Source organism: Streptomyces sp. NPDC006733 (genome assembly GCF_040636125.1).
In the GTDB taxonomy this organism is placed as follows: domain Bacteria; phylum Actinomycetota; class Actinomycetes; order Streptomycetales; family Streptomycetaceae; genus Actinacidiphila.
Genome location: NZ_JBEYJD010000053.1, coordinates 1 through 16,909 on the forward strand (window position 1 = coordinate 1; position 16,909 = coordinate 16,909).

Annotated in this window: 13 protein-coding genes; 5 read left to right on the top strand and 8 right to left on the bottom strand. The window is 72.5% G+C overall.

The genetic code is table 11. The features are described from left to right. Positions 1 to 137: 137 nt before the first annotated feature. Positions 138 to 2,219, bottom strand: coding sequence for an MMPL family transporter (locus tag ABZ721_RS34065; RefSeq protein WP_358792660.1), 2,082 nt, complete (start codon positions 2,217 to 2,219; stop codon positions 138 to 140). 503 nt (positions 2,220 to 2,722) lie between these two features. Here ABZ721_RS34065 and ABZ721_RS34070 point away from each other — a divergent pair. Beyond that, positions 2,723 to 5,761 carry a carbohydrate binding domain-containing protein gene (locus ABZ721_RS34070; protein WP_358792661.1) on the top strand — a complete coding sequence of 1,013 codons (3,039 nt, stop codon included), beginning with the start codon at positions 2,723 to 2,725 and terminating at the stop codon, positions 5,759 to 5,761. A 90-nt stretch (positions 5,762 to 5,851) separates the two neighbouring features. On the opposite strand, the gene ABZ721_RS34075 is transcribed toward ABZ721_RS34070, so the two are convergent. Together ABZ721_RS34075 and ABZ721_RS34080 are read right to left on the bottom strand one after the other, a co-directional pair. After that, positions 5,852 to 6,169, bottom strand: a complete 318-nt coding sequence (locus ABZ721_RS34075; protein ID WP_358792708.1) for an NIPSNAP family protein — start codon at positions 6,167 to 6,169, stop codon at positions 5,852 to 5,854. A 105-nt stretch (positions 6,170 to 6,274) separates the two neighbouring features. Beyond that, positions 6,275 to 6,514 carry a hypothetical protein gene (locus ABZ721_RS34080; protein ID WP_358792662.1) on the bottom strand — a complete coding sequence of 80 codons (240 nt, stop codon included), beginning with the start codon at positions 6,512 to 6,514 and terminating at the stop codon, positions 6,275 to 6,277. Positions 6,515 to 6,763: 249 nt separating this feature from the next. Between ABZ721_RS34080 and ABZ721_RS34085 the strand changes: the two genes are divergently transcribed. Then, on the top strand, positions 6,764 to 8,512 hold the full coding sequence (locus ABZ721_RS34085; RefSeq protein ID WP_358792663.1) for a hypothetical protein: 1,749 nt from the start codon (positions 6,764 to 6,766) through the stop codon (positions 8,510 to 8,512). 20 nt (positions 8,513 to 8,532) lie between these two features. On the opposite strand, the gene ABZ721_RS34090 is transcribed toward ABZ721_RS34085, so the two are convergent. Next, positions 8,533 to 8,970, bottom strand: coding sequence for a glutaredoxin domain-containing protein (locus ABZ721_RS34090; RefSeq protein ID WP_358792664.1), 438 nt, complete (start codon positions 8,968 to 8,970; stop codon positions 8,533 to 8,535). Positions 8,971 to 9,046: 76 nt separating this feature from the next. Continuing rightward, positions 9,047 to 10,246 carry a hypothetical protein gene (locus tag ABZ721_RS34095; RefSeq protein WP_358792665.1) on the bottom strand — a complete coding sequence of 400 codons (1,200 nt, stop codon included), beginning with the start codon at positions 10,244 to 10,246 and terminating at the stop codon, positions 9,047 to 9,049. Between the two features lie 244 nt (positions 10,247 to 10,490). Here ABZ721_RS34095 and ABZ721_RS34100 point away from each other — a divergent pair, with 244 nt between their 5' ends. After that, complete coding sequence (locus tag ABZ721_RS34100) at positions 10,491 to 11,030, top strand: helix-turn-helix domain-containing protein (RefSeq protein WP_358792666.1); 540 nt, start codon at positions 10,491 to 10,493, stop codon at positions 11,028 to 11,030. Between the two features lie 17 nt (positions 11,031 to 11,047). After that, entirely contained in the window at positions 11,048 to 12,322 is a 1,275-nt protein-coding gene (locus tag ABZ721_RS34105) for an MFS transporter (protein ID WP_358792709.1), read from the top strand. Positions 12,323 to 12,448: 126 nt separating this feature from the next. Here the strand turns inward: ABZ721_RS34105 and ABZ721_RS34110 are convergent, their stop codons facing one another. Then, positions 12,449 to 13,129 (bottom strand): response regulator transcription factor, encoded by a 681-nt coding sequence (locus ABZ721_RS34110; protein ID WP_358792667.1) that lies wholly within the window; start codon positions 13,127 to 13,129, stop codon positions 12,449 to 12,451. After that, on the bottom strand, positions 13,126 to 14,280 hold the full coding sequence (locus ABZ721_RS34115; RefSeq protein WP_358792668.1) for a HAMP domain-containing sensor histidine kinase: 1,155 nt from the start codon (positions 14,278 to 14,280) through the stop codon (positions 13,126 to 13,128). Before ABZ721_RS34115 ends, ABZ721_RS34110 begins: the two co-directional genes overlap by 4 nt. Before the next feature lie 195 nt (positions 14,281 to 14,475). On the opposite strand from ABZ721_RS34115, the gene ABZ721_RS34120 reads away from it, so the two are divergent. Next, the gene (locus ABZ721_RS34120; protein WP_358792669.1) at positions 14,476 to 16,134 is read left to right on the top strand and encodes an alpha/beta fold hydrolase; all 1,659 of its coding nucleotides are present in this window, start codon (positions 14,476 to 14,478) and stop codon (positions 16,132 to 16,134) included. Positions 16,135 to 16,268: 134 nt separating this feature from the next. Here the strand turns inward: ABZ721_RS34120 and ABZ721_RS34125 are convergent, their stop codons facing one another. Further along, a complete protein-coding gene (locus tag ABZ721_RS34125) occupies positions 16,269 to 16,766 on the bottom strand; it encodes a hypothetical protein (protein ID WP_358792670.1) in 498 nt (165 codons plus the stop codon). Between the last annotated feature and the right edge of the window lie 143 nt (positions 16,767 to 16,909).

Consider the following 16,909-nt stretch of genomic DNA (forward strand, 5'->3'; position numbering starts at 1 on the left):
GGGGTGTCTCCCGCGCCCCCCCTCGACCGCGGGGGGGGGGGGGCCCCCCCGGCGGGGGGGGGGGGGCGGCGCCCCCCCCCCCCCCCGGCGCTCCAGGAGTAAGCGTGGCCCGTCTACCGGGCCGGCTCCAGTTCCGCCTACCGCACCAGCTGCAGGTCCGCGGCCGTCGGCTCGGGCGGTCGCGGGGCCCTGCGGCTGAGCGTGCCCGGCCACCAGACGCGTTCGGCCAGCAGCGTGCTCGCGGCCGGGATCAGGAAGGTCCGCACCACGAAGGTGTCCAGCAGCACGCCGAGAGCGATCGTCGTGCCCATCTCGACCATCATCACCAGCGGCAGGGAGGCCAGGACGGTGAAGGTGGCGGCGAGCACGATGCCCGCCGAGGCGATGACCCCGCCGGTCGCCTCCAGCGCGCGGACGGCCGAGCGGCCGGCGTCGGCGCCGTGGGCGGCCTCCTCCCGCATCCGGTGCATCAGGAAGATCCCGTAGTCGACGCCGAGCGCGACGAGGAAGACGAAACTCAGCAGCGGCAGGCCCGGATCCATGCCGTGGAAGCCCAGCACCGGGCCGAAGAGCAGCCCGCCGATGCCGAGCGACGCCGCCCAGACCGCCACCATCGCCGCGACCAGCAGCAGGGGGGCGACCAGGCTGCGCAGCAGCGCGGCGAGCAGCAGGAAGACGGCGACGAGCACCAGCGGCACGACGATCAGCCGGTCACGGGAGGACGTGGCGGCGGTGTCGAGCTGCTGGGCGCTGAAGCCGCCGACGAGCGCGTGGTCGGCGGCCGCCCCCGTCCGCAGCCGTTCGATCGTGCCGCGCTCCGCGGCGGTGTCGGGCGCGGCCGAGGGGAAGGCCTCGATCTCACTCCAGCCGCCCGCCGTCCGGCCTGTGGCGGCCGCCGCGACCCCGTCGGTGGCCCGCACCCGGGCGAGCACCGCACCGGCCCGCTTGCTGGGGGCGAGCACGAGGACGGCCTGAGCGCTGCGCTCGGGGAAGGCGCGGTGCAGCGTCTGCGCGGCCGTCGCGGACTCCGAGGTGACGGTGAAGGCCTCGTCCTGACGCAGGTCGCCGGGGAGGTTGGTCATGCCGAGCGCGAGCGCCCCGACGGCGAGTGCGGAGACGGTGAGGACCGCGACCGGGCGGCGCACGACGAGCGCGCCGATCCGGCCGTAGAAGCCATGGCCCGCCGCTTTCGGCGCGCTGCCGTGGGCGGGGATCAGCGGCCAGAACACCCGGCGGCCCAGCAGCACCAGGACCGCGGGCAGCAGGGTCGTCATCGCGGCCAGCGCGCAGACGATCCCGATGGCACCGGTCGGGCCCAGGCCGCGGCTGCTGTTGAGGTCGGCGGCGAGCAGGCACAGCAGTCCGGCGACCACGGTCGCGGCGGAGGTGAGCACGGCCGGACCGACCCGGCGCAAGGCGGCACGCATGGCCGCGTACGGCTCGGCCCGGTGGCGCAGTTCGTCGCGGTAGCGGGCGATGAGCAGCAGCGCGTAGTCGGTGCCCGCGCCGAAGATGAGGACGGTCATCACCGAGGAGCCCATGCTGGAGACGGTCAGGCCGAAGGCTTGCACCAGGGCGTAGACGAGGGCCATCGCGGTGCCTGCGGCGACGCCGACGGCGACCAGGGGCACCAGCCACAGGAACGGGCTGCGGTAGGTGACGATCAGCAGGAACGCGACGACGCCGACGGTGCCGATCAGCAGGGCTCCGTCGATGCTGCGGAAGACGGTCTTGGCGTCGGCCAGCATCCCCCCGGGGCCGCCGACCCGGACGGTCAGCCCGTCCGGCAGGTCTTTCGCGAGCAGATCCCGGACGTCCGCGACCACGTCCTCGGGCTTTCCCTCCTTCTCGGCGATCGCTACCGGCACCATCAGCGTCCGGCCGTCCCGCGCCGCGACGACCCGGGGCGTGCCGCCGACCAGTTCGTATGCGGCCGCCAGGGACGCGGTCTGCCGCTGGACGGCGGCACGGTCGGGACCGGTGATCCCGGCAGCCCGGTCGTAGACCAGCACGAGGTCGGTCGCGCCGCCGCCCGGCATCGTCTGCTGGATCTTCGCGACCTGGGTCGACTGGGCACTGGCCGGCAGATAGTCGACGGCGTCGTCGTGCTTGACGCCGTCGAGCTTCCCGGCGAACACCCCGGCGACGGCGAGCACTACGATCCAGAACCCGATCACCGCCCACGGCAGTGCGATGCGTTGCGCCCTCGTGGCCCCCATCAGGGCCTCCCCTCCATCAACGACTGGTTTTCTGGGCACCAGCCTCTCCTGGGGGAAGCCCGGTCTCGTCAGGCTCAGGACCGAAGGACGACCTACTCCGGGGGGTGGTGGGCACGCCGTGTACTCCCGGGGGAGTACGCCACCACCAGCCGTGCGGCCGCCCGTGGGTGCAAGGACCGTCACGGTGTTGCGAAAGCCCGCGTCCCGGGCCCGTATCCGCCGCTCACAGCGGGAGTTGCTCGTCGCGGGGGCCTGCCGGGCGCTGCGGGGGAACGGATCGTGTCCCGGCCCTTTACCTCTTTGGCATGGACAGGTAACTTCCTGCTGCGCAAGAGATTGCAGCAACTTTCCTACCGTGGCGGTAGGGCAAGAGGCTGTTCGCCCGAGTCCTGCGGCGCGTCAGGGCTCCACGGCGGGAGATGCAGACGAGGCAGCCCGACCGGGCCCGCCCCGTTGACCACCGCGGCCACCGGCCGCGGCATACCCCCACCTGGAGCCATTTCGTGAAACCCCCCACGCGCAGGCGGCCGCGACCCCTGCTGGCCCTCGCCCTGGCCGCCTCCGTCCTGCTGGCGCTCCTCACGGCGATGCCCCACCCCGCCCCCGCCACGCCCACCACCCCCGTGGCGGCCACGGCGAGCACCTCCACGACGGTGTTCTACTACACCAAAACCCGCAACTGGGCCGCCTACCGCCTGCACTACGCCCCCGACGGCGGCGCGTGGACCACCGTGCCCGGGGTGGCGATGGAGGCCGCCTGCACCGGCTGGGTGAAGAAGACCGTGGACCTGGGCGGGGCCGCCGGCCTGGCCGCGACCTTCACCGACGGCACCGGCACCTGGGACAACAACAACGGCAAGAACTACGCCCTGGGCACCGGTGCCATCACCGTCAAGGACGGCGCCGTGGCCCACAGCGACCCGTGCCCCGGCGGCGGCACCGACCCCACGCCTACACCCACCCCCACCCCGACCGGCACCACCTCCGCCACTGTCTTCTACTCCACCGCGACGGTGAACTGGACCACGGTCAACCTCCACTACGCGCCGACCGGCAAGGCATGGACGCCCGTACCCGGCCTCGGCATGGAGGCCGCCTGCACCGGCTGGGTGAAGAAGACCGTGGACCTGGGCGGGGCCGCCGGGCTGGCCGCGACCTTCAACAACGGGGGCGGCATCTGGGACAACAACAACGGCAACAACTACGCGCTGCCCAGCGGACTGAGCACCGTCCAGGACACCCGCGTCACCCCGGGCGCCACCGACCCGTGCGCGGCCACCGTCCCCGACACCCGGGCCCCGACCGTCCCCCGCGCTGTCACCGCGTCCGCGACTGCCGTATCCACCGTGCTGACCTGGGAGCCGTCCACCGACGACACCGCCGTGACCGGCTACCAGGTGACGCGGACCGGCGGCACCAAGGGCACGGTCGTGACGAACACCGGCTCCACCGTCCTGTCGGAATCCGGCCTGGAACCGCTCACCGCCTACGCGTACACGGTCAAGGCGCTGGACGCGGCCGGCAACCTCTCCGCCGCCTCGGCCCCCGCGAGCGCCACCACCGGCGCGGCCCCACCGCCGACCACGCCGGGCAAGGCCCTGGGCACCGACCCCCGCAAGGACCCGATCTACTTCGTGCTCACTGCCCGCTTCTACGACGGTGACAGCAGCAACAACCGCGGCGGCAACCAGGACGTGGCCTCCGGCAACGCCGCCCACCACGACCCGATGTTCCGCGGTGACTTCAAGGGCCTGGTACAGAAGCTCGACTACGTCAAGGCGCTCGGTTTCTCCGCGATGTGGATCACCCCGGTCGTCCTCAACCGCAGTGACTACGACTATCACGGCTACCACGGCTACGACTTCTACCGCGTCGACCCGCGCCTGGAATCGGCCGGGGCGTCGTACCAGGACCTGATCAACGCCGCCCACGCCAAGGGCATCAAGATCTACCAGGACGTGGTCTACAACCACAGCTCCCGCTGGGGCGCCAAAGGCTTGTTCACTCCAACCGTCTACGGGGTGCGCGACACCCAGTGGTCCTGGTACTACGACGAGGAGCAAGCCGGCTTCGAGTACGACGGGCTGACCCTCGACCCGAAGACCGGCAAGTCCTACTACAACGGCGACCTCTGGTCCACCGCCGTCCCGACCGGCAACACCTGCCTGAACTGGGGCAAGCCCACCGGCCAGAAGAGCCCCGGAGGCTACACGCTCTACAACTGCCAGTGGCCCGGCCCGACGAACAAGCTGTTCCCGGCGACGTACTACCACCAGTGCTGGCTCGGCAACTGGGAGGGCGAGGACTCGCGCTCCTGCTGGCTCGCCGACGACCTGGCCGACTTCGACACCGAGCACCCCGCCGTGCAGAACTACCTGATCGGCGCCTACAACAAGTACATCGACATGGGCGTCGACGGCTTCCGCGTCGACACCGCCGTGCACGTCCCCCGCATCACCTGGAACCGCCGGTTCCTGCCCGCGATCCAGCAGCGGGTCGCCCAGGACTGGGGCGCGGACACGGCACAGAACTTCTATGTCTTCGGCGAGGTCGGCGCCTTCGTCAACGACAAGTGGAACCGCGGCTCGGTCAACCACTCCGCGCAGTTCTACACCTGGAAGGAACGCAAGGAGTACTCGGCCGACGACACCCAGGCGGCCCTGGAGCAGTACACCTACGAGGAGCAGTTGGGCACCGGCAGCCAGCCCACCTCGACCAACGCCACCTTGAACGGCAACACCTACCACGCCCCGGATCACAGCACCTTCTCCGGCATGAACATCATCGACATGCGGATGCACATGAACTTCGGCGACGCGCACAACGCGTTCCACAACGGCGCCGACTCCGACGACGCCACCAACGACGCCACGTACAACGCGGTCTACGTCGACAGCCACGACTACGGGCCCAACAAGTCCTCCGCCCGCTACACCGGCGGGCAGGACGCGTGGGCCGAGAACATGGCACTGATGTGGACCTTCCGAGGCATCCCCACCCTCTACTACGGCTCGGAGATCCAGTTCCAGGCCGGCAAGGCCATCGACTGCGGGCCCAGCTGCCCGCTCGCCACCACCGGCCGCGCCTACTACGGCGACCACCTCGAAGGCACGGTGACCGCCACGCAGTTCGCCCAGGCCGACAGCGCCACCGGCGCGGTCGCCACCACCTTGGCCCAACCCCTGGTCCAACATCTGCAGCGGCTCAACCAGATCCGCCGCGCGATCCCGGCGCTGCAGATGGGCCAGTACAGCACGGAGCACATCGCCGGTGGCGGCATCGCCTACAAGCGCCGGTACACCGACGCCGCCGCGGGCGTGGACAGCTTCGCCCTGGTCGCGGTGACCGACGCGGCCACCTTCACCACCGTCCCCAACGGGACCTACGTCGACGCGGTCACCGGCGACCGGCGCGTGGTCACCGACGGCACCTTGGCCATCGCCGCCCCCGGCAAGGGCAACCTGCGCGTGTACGTCCTCGACCTCGGCGGCAAGAACACCGCACCGGGCAAGATCGGCACCGGCGGCCCCTACCTGAAGTGACCGCTGTTGGAGAGGCGTTCGTCCCCGGCCGGGCCCCGTACAGGGAGCCGGACGGGGACCAACGCCAGAGGCCCGTAGGGCGACCGCAGGTCAGGTGAGCGGGGCCCCGGGTGCGGCGCCGGGCAGCAGTGGACGCATGAAGGTCCGCTCGTAGCGCAGCACACAGCCGCTCTCGTCCCGGATCCGGTCCGCCTCGACGAAGTCGGGGTCGTGGCCGAACAAGGTCCGGTACTCCTCGTAGGCGGCGAGACTGGGGAAGCTGAACAGGGCCAGTGCCTTGTCGCTGGCGCCTTCCGCGGGCAGGAAGTAGCCGTGGTGGGTGCCGCCGTGGCGGTTCACCAGTTCCATCCAACGGCGCCCAAAGCGTTCGAACGCCTCCGTCTTCGCCGGGTCGATCACGTATTCCACCACGCAAGTAATCACCGTCCCATACTGACCCACCGGCCCCGCGCGCAGCAGCAAAGCAGCACACGCACCCGCCGTGCGACGACCGGACGGGAGGCGGTGGGGGCGTCACCGCGGCGACTGGGATGGCGTCGGCCCGGGAAGCGGGCTCTTCTGGGCCGTCTCGCTGCCCCCGCCGAAGAGCAGGAGCAGGGCGGTGATCACCGCGACGGCGGAGCCGATCGCCCCGACCACGTCGCCGGAGGCCGTCGCGCCGGGTGCGGTCCTGCTGTGCCGGTGCACGAGGTAGCCGACGGCGCAGCCGATCATGAGGATGGAGCCGCCGAGATCGGTGAGGTGGAGCGTCATGTGCGGGCCTTTCGGCTCAGGGGGCCCGACCGCTTCCTGCCGGTGCGTGCCGGCGGAAGGCAGGGTCCTCACCCGGCCGCACGGTGGGCCGGGGTTGCTGGCTGCGAACCTCCCAGGCGGGCCGGTCCTCGGCGCGGACCGGCCGGGGGCGGATAACTGCAAGCGCTGCTCACCCGGCGGGTGTTGCGAGATAGCGTTCCGGACAACACCGGATTGTCCGCCGGTGCGGGCGCGGGGGAGGGGGAGGCGATGGGGCGGCCGTGGGGGCCGGTCAGTGGCACGGCCAGCGAGGAGATGACCGCGCTGGTGCGCTTCTTGCGCGAGCGGATCGACGGCAGCCCGCTGACGCTCAAGGCGCTCGTCGGACCGCTGGGCCTGTCGTCGCAGCGGATCAGCGAGCTGCTGGCAGGCAAAGGGCAGCCGACCCTGGCCTTCGTGCAGAAGATCGTGGTGCTCACGACCTCGCCCGACCACCAGCCACGGGTGCTGCTCCGCGCCGAAGCCCTGCACCGGGCGACGTACCGCGCTTCACCCGCCCCGATGCCGGCGACCCGCCCGCAGCAGCAGGTGTCGGAGTCCCTGCTCGCCCAGATGCAGCGGCTGGCCGACCTGGAGCGCACCCGCGGTGACAGCACCGTTCTGATCATGGTGCTGCTCGGCATGGTGGGGCGTCTCCATCAGCAGGTCGCGCACCTGGGCCGCGCGCAGGAGGACCTGCGGGCCCGGCATCCCGCCGACGCGGCGGAACTGGAGCAGATCCGGGCGGATCTGGCCCATGCCCGGCAGCAGCAGGACCGGGCCCAGCAGGCGCTCGACGAGGCCCAACAGCAGCGCAGCGCGGCCGAGCGTCTCGCGGTGGTCACGCAGCAGCAGATTGCCGACCTGCGGGCCGAGCTGGACCGCCTGCGTGCTGCCCAGGACAGGGGCGGAGAGCCCGTGGAGCCCCTGGCACCGGCTGCCGTGCCCCCTGCCACGGTCGCGGCGGACGACATCGACCAGGCCCTGGACAAGATCGACCACGTGCTGACGTCCGGCGCCCGCACGCTCCACCGGCTGGCGGAGGGCGAGGCCGGCCTGCATCCACCGCACGGATCGCCGGACATCGCGGCGACCAGCGACGCTCCGCCGGACAACGCCGGACAACCGCTGCAGGCCGCGCGGGAGCTGCGGGCGGCGCGGGCCACCTGGGGCAGCGAAGCCGTCGCTCGCGCGCAGTCGTTCATCGCCCGCGTGGGGGAGCTGTCCCGCGGCTCCGACGCTGCCCGCCGGCAGTGGAAGGAAGTCCGGCGCGAGCTGACCACCGAGGAGGAACTGGGGGCCGTCCTGGCCGTGCTGAGTGCCGAGGGCATGGAGTGGGAACTGCGCTCCACCGCACGATCCATCGCGCAGGACGCGCGCGCTCCCCTCCTCCTTGACCGGCTGGCCGAAGGGGGCGTGACGAGGGCCGAAAGCGTCCTGCAATGGGAGTCGGCCCACAAGCACGACGGACAGCCGCGCCCCGACCCGCCGCAGACGTTCCCGCCGTTCCCCGACGTCCTGCGCGACGCCGGCGGCCTGCGCCAGGTGACCCGGGACGAGCCCCTGTGGCTGGCGGACATCGAACAGGCTGCCCGCTACTGGGCCACGCGCGAGTTGGACGCCGAGATCCGCGCACCTCGCGATGAGCGCATCGTGCAGGCGCTCTGCCTGGCCGTCGGCCGGCACCGGGCGGCCGCCGAGGTCGTTCCCTTCGTGCGAGCCCTGGTCACCGCCCAGCAGTTCCGGGAAGCCGACACGGTGCTCCAAGCGTGTTCGCAGCGTCGCGCCGGGGAGATCTCCAGGATTCTGGGCGCTCTGCTGAGTGACCCTGACTTGGGAGCCCAGGCGACATGGCTCCAGCAGGAGATCGTCACGACCAAGTCCGATGACTTCCAGCAGGCGCTCGCCAGCCGTCTCGCCCGCGCCCACCCGGCCGCCGCCGCCCGGTTCACCGCCGGGGCCCGGCCCGACGGTCCGTGAGGCGCGCCGGTCGCTTCCCGTCAGGTGGCAGGGGGGAACTGCTCACGCACCCAGGCAGGGTCGGGGTTGACGTGCGCCCGGCCCGCCACCAGGACGGTCGGCACGGTCTCGTTGCCGTCGTTGGCCGCCCGCACCGCCGCCGCGCCGTCCGGGTCGTGCCAGATGTCGACCCAGTGCGCCCGGCGGGCGCGGCGGCCCAGCCGGAACCGCAGGCGCAGGCAGTACGGGCAGCCCGCTCGCCAGTACACGATCGGCCGGCCGTCGACCGCACTGCGGCGCTGGGCCTCCGCCGCCGTGATCGATCGCGGGAACGCCAGCGGCGAGTGCCCTGCTGCGAGCAGGACGAACCCCAGCAGCAGGGCGGCGGCCGTACCGGGGGACCCCCGGACCAGCAGACCGGTCGCAACGAGTGCGCCGCAGAGCGCCAACACCATCGGGAACTTCCAAGCACGCGTCATAGCGACGCACGCTACCGGTGGTGTGCCAACCGCAGGTGCGGCCGGGGTCGTCCTGGAGGTTCCGCGGTCGAGGCGGCTACGTCCTGCGGAGGACGACGGTGACCGGCGCCAGGGTCAGGTCCGCCCACACGCTGGAGAACACGCCGGCCTGCTCAGGGCCGTACAGGGCGAAGTACCAGCGCCGCGCGCCGTCCGAGACGCCGTCGCGGTTGTAGTTCTCCAAGGTGATGCGGGCACCACCGTCCACCGCGACGACGGTCGCCAGGTGGTGGTCCCACTTGTCCGTGGCCTGAGCGGCCTCGGCCTGGGTCGGGTTGCGGCTGCTCACGATGAAGAACACCTCACCGACCGCCGGTGCGGCACCCTCGTTGACGCCGAAGTCCGCGGCGAGCCGGCGCCGCACATCGGCGGATGCCTGCTCGTACGCGGCGTGCGGTGCTGCCAGCGCGGTCAGCGCCGCCGTCCAGGCGTCCTCCATGATCTGTTCGAAGCCGTCGGGGGCGCCCTGGCCGAAGTCCCGGGGCAACTGGTCGACCCACAGCTGCTGCATCACGGGCTTGGAGTCGAAGTTCGTGCACATGAACTCCGTGACGGCCTTCGCGGTGGGCTTGGACACCCCACCGGCCACGAGCTGCCGGGCGGCGTCCTTCGCCGCTGCCTCCGGGCTGGAGTCGTCGGAGTCCTCGACCTCGAAGGCGGCCACCGGGATCGGGGCCGCCGTGTGCGGCCAGGTGAAGACGTAGCGCGCCAGCTCGCTGGTCATCCGCTGCACCAACTCCGCCGGAGTGCGGGCGGACCCCACGAGGACGCGGGCCAGCGGCCCGTACGCATCGGTGCGCGCGCCGGGACCGGAGGCGATCGTCAGGGGCGCGACCGCCTCCGCGTGGCCGCCCACCGACCGGAAGACCGCGCGCCACGATCCCTCCTTGGCCAGATCGGCGGCGACGTCGGTGCACATGGAACTGCTCAGCAGGGCGTCTCCGCGCCGCGCCTGTCGGCCACCGCCGTGCACCGGAAGCACGCGGAGGAGGTTGCGGTCGAGCAGGAGCTTCGGGACGTCGTCCTTGTCCACCTCCAGGCGGAGCGGTGATCCCGCCGCCTCCAGTGCCTGGTTGCACGCGTCGACGATCTCCCCTGTCGCGAAGAAGTCGCGCGTCTCGACGCGGGTGCCGGGCTGCTGCGCGGCGACGGCCGTGCGCCCGCTCGGTGAGAGCAGCCAGGTGCCCACGTGCCGTTCTTCCGCCGAGAGTTCCGGCTGGTGCGATCCACCGATCACGATGTCCCCCTCTGGGCCGCGGTGCCGGCATCCCCCGTTGGCGCCGGCGGCATCCATCACCCTGGCAGCGCGCCGGCGTCGTATCAGCAGAAGGACGAAAATTGCCGTGCCGCCGCCCGAAGTGGGGCGTAGCGTTCCGCCGGCCGGAGGCGGGGCGGTGGTCGCGCGGGGCAGGGGAGCAGTTCTGGGACTCCTCAGGGGAACCCCCTTGCGCAATGGTCAAGAAACGTTGACCATTGAGCGCATGCCCACCGATGACCTTCCCGAGACGTTTCACGTCACCACCGACGAGCAGCTGCGCGCCGTCTCCAACCTCACGCGCCACCGGATCATGGCGGTGCTCCGCTTCGAGCCGGCGACGATCACGCAGATCGCCGCGCGGGTGGGCCTGGCGAAGGGGAGTTCCAGCTATCACGTGCGCTTCCTCGAGCGGGCCGGCCTGGTGAAGGTGGTGCGGACGCGGAGGGTGCGGGGCGTCACCGAGCGGTACTACGCGATGGCCGCGCGGTCGATCGTGCTGCCGGATCCCGGCGAAGGGGGGCCCGATGTGCTGATGCGCCATGCGGTCGCGGACCTGGAGGAGGCCCCGGCGGACGGCGAACGGCACGTGGGGATGGCGCATCTGCGGCTGACCGACGAGCAGTTCACCGAGTTGGGCCAGCGCCTGCAGGCGCTGGCGCTGGAGTACCGGGAGCTGTCCGACCCCGCGCTGCCGGACGCGTCCTTGGTCTTCGCGCTGTTCCACCCGGCGCGCCGTGAGCAGGCCGAAGGGGAAGCCAAGTGAACGCGACGACCAGCACGTTGCCGACCGGGTTCGGGCGGCTGTGGACCGCACAGACGATCTCCTCGCTCGGCGACGGCGTGACGCATGCCGCGCTGCCGCTGCTCGCCCTCACGCTGACGCGGGATCCGATGGCGCTCGCCGTCGTCACGGCCGCCGGGACACTGCCGTGGCTGCTGTTCGGGGTGCTCGGCGGTGCGCTGGTGGACCGCTGGGACCGCCGGCGCACGATGTGGGTCGCGGACGCGGCGCGGGCGGTCCTGCTCGCGATACCCGCGGTGGCGGCCGCGCTCGACGCGCTGAGCATTTCCCTGCTCGCGGCCGTCGCCTTCCTGCTCGGCCTCGGCGGACTGTTCTTCGACACCGCCGCCACGGCCTACCTGCCGGACCTGCTCCGCCGCGACCCCGCGCTCCTGGAGCGCGCCAACTCCCGGCTGCGCGGCGCGCAGACCGCCGCGTCCGGGTTCGCGGGGCCGCCCGCGGGCAGTGCGCTGCTCGCGCTCGGCCGGGCGGTTCCGCTGCTCGCCGACGCGCTCTCGTTCGCGCTGTCCGCGGCGCTCGTCCGGTCGCTGCCCGCCACGGCGCGCCCCGCACCGGAGGCCCGCGAATCGCTGCTGCGCCAGGCGCGGGCCGGCGCCGCGTACGTCTTCCGCGACCGGTTGCTGCTCGGGCTCGCGCTGCGCCCGGCGGTCGGGAACATCTCCTTTCTCGCCGTGGAGACCGTCCTGGCCCTGTTCGCCCACGACCGCCTCGGCATCGACACCTACGGCTTCGGCCTGCTCCTGACGGCAGAGGCCACCGGCGGTCTGCTCGGCGCGGCCATCGCCTCCGTCCTCGGCCGACGCCTCGGCACCGGTACCGCCCTGACGTGCACGGCCGCCGTCGAGGGGCTGGCCATCCTGGGGCTGGCCGCGGCCCCGAACCCGTACGTGGCCGGGCTCGCGCTCGCCGTCTGCGGGGCGGGCATGGGCGCCACGATGGTGCTCGCCCCCTCCCTGCGGCAGGCGATCGTGCCGGCCCACCTGATGGGCCGGGTCGCCTCCACCTCCCGCATGCTCGCCATGTGCGCCGCTCCGCTCGGCGCGTTCCTCGGCGGCTGGCTGGCCACCACCTACGACCTCCGCACCCCGCTCTTCGCCGCCGCCGGACTCCTGCTCGCCATGACGGCCGTCACGGCGACCATGACCAGCAACCGCCGCGTCGAAGCAGCCCTGCGGGCCGCCGCCCCGGCCGACCGCCCGAACCCCTCGGCCGACCGGGAACCCGCCCAGGAGAAGGCTCCCGACCTCGTGTGACGAGCGCCGCGCGAGCTGTCGCCCGCCACCGGGCGCGAGCAGCGGCCCGGCCGATCGGCCGTGCCGGCCGCGATCCAGCGCCCCGGCACCGCCCGTACCGCCAACCCCGTTCGGCGCTCGGCGCGGTCAAGAAGGGCCCTCCGCCGGAACCGCCCCGATGCGATAGCCGGCCCCGGCGACGGTGACGATCACGTCGGGCGGTCCGAGCTTGCGCCGCAGGCGGGCCACGGTCACCGGAACGGTCTTGGTGAAGGGGTCGGCGTTCTCGTCCCAGACCCGTTCCAGCAGTTGCTCGGCGCTGAGCGGCAGCGGGGTGGCGGCCAGCAGGGCGGCCAGTACCTCGAACTCCTTGGGCGACAGCCGCAGCGGGCGGCCGTTGCGGACCGCGGTGCGCAGCGCCGGGTTGAGTTCGATGCCGGCCGCCCGCAGGATCCGCGGCTTGGCCGACGGCCGCCGCCGGGCCAGGGACTGCACCCGCAGGACCAACTCGGGGAAGTGGAAGGGCTTGGGGAGGTAGTCGTCGGCGCCCAGGGTCAGGCCCGCGACGCGCTCGCCGGGCGAGCCGGCGGCGGTGAGCATGATGACCATCGCCGGTTCCTCGGCGGCGGTGATCTGCCCGCACAGCACGTCGCCGTGCAGGCCGGGCAGGTCCCGATCCAGGACGACGACGTCGTAGTCGGTCAGTGCGGCCTTCTCGGCGCCGGCCAGGCCGTCGTAAGCGACGTCGACGGCCATGCCCTGGTCCCGCAGGCCCTCGGCGATGTCGTCGGCCAGCCGGTGGACGTCCTCCACGATGAGCACCCTCACAGCCACACCTCCGCGCGCAGCCCGCCCTCGGCGCGGGCGGACAAGGTGAGCTGCCCGTGGTGCGCGGTCGCGATGGCCTTCACGATCGACAGGCCCAGACCGGTGCCCGGCCGCGCGGTGCGCTCGGTGCCCAGGCGCAGGAACGGCTGACCGAGCAGCTCCACCGACCGCTGGTCCAGCAGGTCGCCGCTGCTTTCGACCGTCAATCGCGCACGGGCCCGCCCGCCGACCGCCCAGCGGCCCAGGCCTGCGGGGATCGTCGCGGTCGTCACGCGCAGCCAGCCGCCGGGCGTGTTGTGCCGGACCGCGTTGTCCACCAGGTTCTCGACGAGGCTCGTCAGGAGCATCGCATTGCCCTGCACCGTGGCCAGGGCCAGCCGGCGTTCCACGGTCAGGTCCTTGTCGGCGATCGCCTGCGCGCGGGAGTCGAGCGCGGAGGCGGCCAGTACCGGCAGCACCACGGCCAGCACTTCGGACCGTCCGTTGTTCTGCGCGCGGGCCAGCAACAGCAGCCCTTCCAGCAGCCGGTCGGCCGCGTCCAGGCCCTCGTGGAGCTTGCCGGCAAGGACCGTGACCTCGGGCGCCGGCTGCGGCTTGCCCACCGCGACATCCACCGAGGTGCGCATCATTGCCAGCGGCGTGCGCAGCTCGTGCGAGGCGTTCGCGACGAACTGGCGCTGCGCTTCGAACGCCAGCTCCAGGCGGGCGAGCAGCCCGTCGATGGTGTGCGCGAGCGCGCTCATCTCGTCCTGCGGTCCGGCCGGGGACAGCCGCTCGTGCAGGTTGCGCTCGGAGATGCGCTGCGTCTTGGCGGCCATCGTCCGCAGCGGGGCCAGGGCCCGCCCGGCGACGAGCCAGCCCAGCGCGGTGGACATCACGGCCATCAGGGCCAGCACCCCCAGGGACTGCAGGAAGACCGCCCGCACGGTGCCCGAGGTCGGGGTGACCAGCATGTCCACCCCGCGCGTGCTCGGCGGCAGGGCCGCGCCGGGCAGCGGGGCGGCGCCGAGCAGGTCCGGGGGTGGTTTCGGCGGACCGTCGGGCGCGAACGTCGCCAGAATCGGCTGGCGGAAGACCACCAGCCACGCGATGGTCAGCAGCACCGTCCCCGACACCAGGAACAGGGACGTGTACAGGAGCGTCAGCCGCATGCGAATCGTGCGTGGACGCCAGGCGATCGACACCTTCCACCACCCCCAGTCGTCGTGTGTGCCCGGGCCAGTATCGGCGTGCGGCGGCAACAAACCGATAACAGCGGCTGTGAAGCTCCTGTTGCCGTCCGGCGCGTAGACCTGAGGACCGACGGACCATCAGCCCCACCAGTGGAGGAGAACATGGGTCATCGCATGCGAGCAGCGGCGTGGGCCGCCGTGTCCGGGATCTGCCTGAGCATCCTGGGCACGGGCCTGGCGGCCGGTGCCGCGCCCCCGCCGGCCGCCGCGGCCACGACGCCGCCGACGGTGAACTGGCAGTCCTGCCCGAGCTACTCCGACGAGGTCCTGGAGTTTCTGCGCATCCGGCCGGAGGACCGGACGGCGTTCCGCACACTGTGGGCGCGCACCGAATGCGGCACGGTCAAGGTCCCCCTGGACTACCGGCAGCCGCAGGGCGAGCAGATCACCGTGGCCCTCACCCGGCTGAAGGCCAAGGACCGCACCCACCGCCTGGGCAGCCTGTCGATGAACCCCGGCGGCCCGGGCGGCAGCGGCTACCTGATGCCGACGACGCTGGTCCTGGAGAACCCGACCGTCGCCCAGCTCAACGACCGCTACGACCTGATCGGCTTCGACCCGCGCGGCGTCGGCTACAGCACGTCCCTCGACTGTCCGCGCCCCGGCCCCAGCGGCCCGGAGATGCCCGCGACGCAGCCCCTGACCAGGGCCCAGCTCCAGCGGATGTACGACGACCAGGCCCAGGCCAACGCCGCCTGCTCGTCCGCGCACCCGCAGTTCCTGGCGCAGCTGACCACCGCGAACGTCGCCCGCGACCTCGATGGGATCCGGCGGGCGCTGCACGAGCCGACGATGAACTTCTTCGGGGCGTCGTGGGGCACGCAGCTCGGCGCCGTCTACCGCAGCCTGTTCCCGCAGACGATCGGCCGGATGTGGCTCGACAGCGTGGTCTCGCCGCACGCCTACGACCTCGCCTACCGGTTCGACTACGCGGCCCGCACCACCGAGCAGCTGTTCGCCCTGTTCGCGAACTGGCTCGCGGCCCACGACAGCACCTACGGCCTCGGCGCGGGCGCGGCGCAGGTACGGGCCAAGGTGCTGGCCATGCGCCAGGCCGCGGACGCCCACCCCTGGCAGTTCTCCGACCTGCCCCTGCCGCTCGGCGGCGGCTTCATCGCGTTCCTGGCCTCGGCGCCCGATCTCGCCTGGCCGCAGGCCGCCGAGATCCTGCACGCCTTGACCACCGCGACCAACGGCGGCCCCGCGCCGCAGGTCGTCAAGGACGTCGTCGGCATCCCGGACGGCCCCCCGCCCGAGCCGCCGGCGGGCGCCCCGGCGAACTTCAACGACACGGCCGGCAACGCCTACCTGTGCAACGAGGACACCAGTTCCCGGGCGTTCGAACCGCTGTGGCAGGAATACCAGCGCAACCTGCACCGCAACCCGGTCACCGGCCAGATGACCGCGCTGCGCCCGACCTGTGCGGGCTGGACGCTGCCGGTCCAGCGGTTCCAGCTGCGGCACAGCACCGGCTCGCTGCAGATGTCGGGGCACCGGTACGAGACGGCGACGCCGTATCCGTGGGTCCACCAGATGCAGGACACGATCGGCGGGAACGTGCTGACCGTGGACGACTGGGTGCACGGCTCGGTGCCGTTCGTGCCCGAGTGCGCGGCGCACCTCGTCGCGTACTTCGACACCGGCAGCCCGGACAACGGGACCTGCCCGGGGATGCGGCCGCGGGACGAGGGGGCCGGCGAGCGCACCGCACCGTCCGCCGCCCGACCCGCCATCGCGGTCACCACGGCGTCGGGTGTGCGGTTCGCCCTGTGACGCCGCCGTAGCGGGGCATCCGGCTCTCCGCACCGGGCGGGTCCCGTTCCCACGGGGCCCGCCCGGTGCGGGGTCTGGTGCACGTTACGGCGCTCGGCCGCCGTACGGTGGTGCGTCGTTGGGCGCGGGGACCGTCAGAACTGCAGGCGGTCGGTGAAGACCTTGTTGTCCTCGCTCAGAGACAGGCGGCTCTCGGTCGTCGGGACGAAGTCCCCGTCGGAGAAGTTCAGGTCCAGCTCGTAGCCGAACTTCCAGGTGTCGTTGCCGTTCGGCTGGATGGTCAGCCGCACGCTGCCGCCCTGCAGGGCCTCCCAGCTGATGCCCGACCGGATCGGCAGCGGAATGGTGGTGGTGGACTGGTCGCGGAACTCGCCGAAGAACCCGGTCTTCGACGCCACGACGGTGCCCCCGGCGGTCCGCACCTGGATGGTCAGCAGGGTGTCGAAGTCCTTGTTGTCGTCGAGCGTGAAGAAGCTGATCGACGCGCTGGTCAGGGTCGCCCCGGCGGCGTGCGGGTGCACCCCGGACGAGGCGATCGCGCCCGGGGCGGGGGCAGCGCTCGCGGCGCTGACACCGCCCAGGATCAGGGCGGTGCTCGCCACGGTCACCGCGGCGGCTCGGGCCAGTTTCATGTTGCGCAAGGTGGTCTCCTCGGTCGGGAGCCGCACAGGTCATGAGTTACCTGACGGCCCATCATGGTTGGTTGGGCGGGACGGCTTTGCGCCGTCCCGCCGAAGGGGCGCCGGCCGCGCGTGGGTGGGACGGTTCCCCCGCC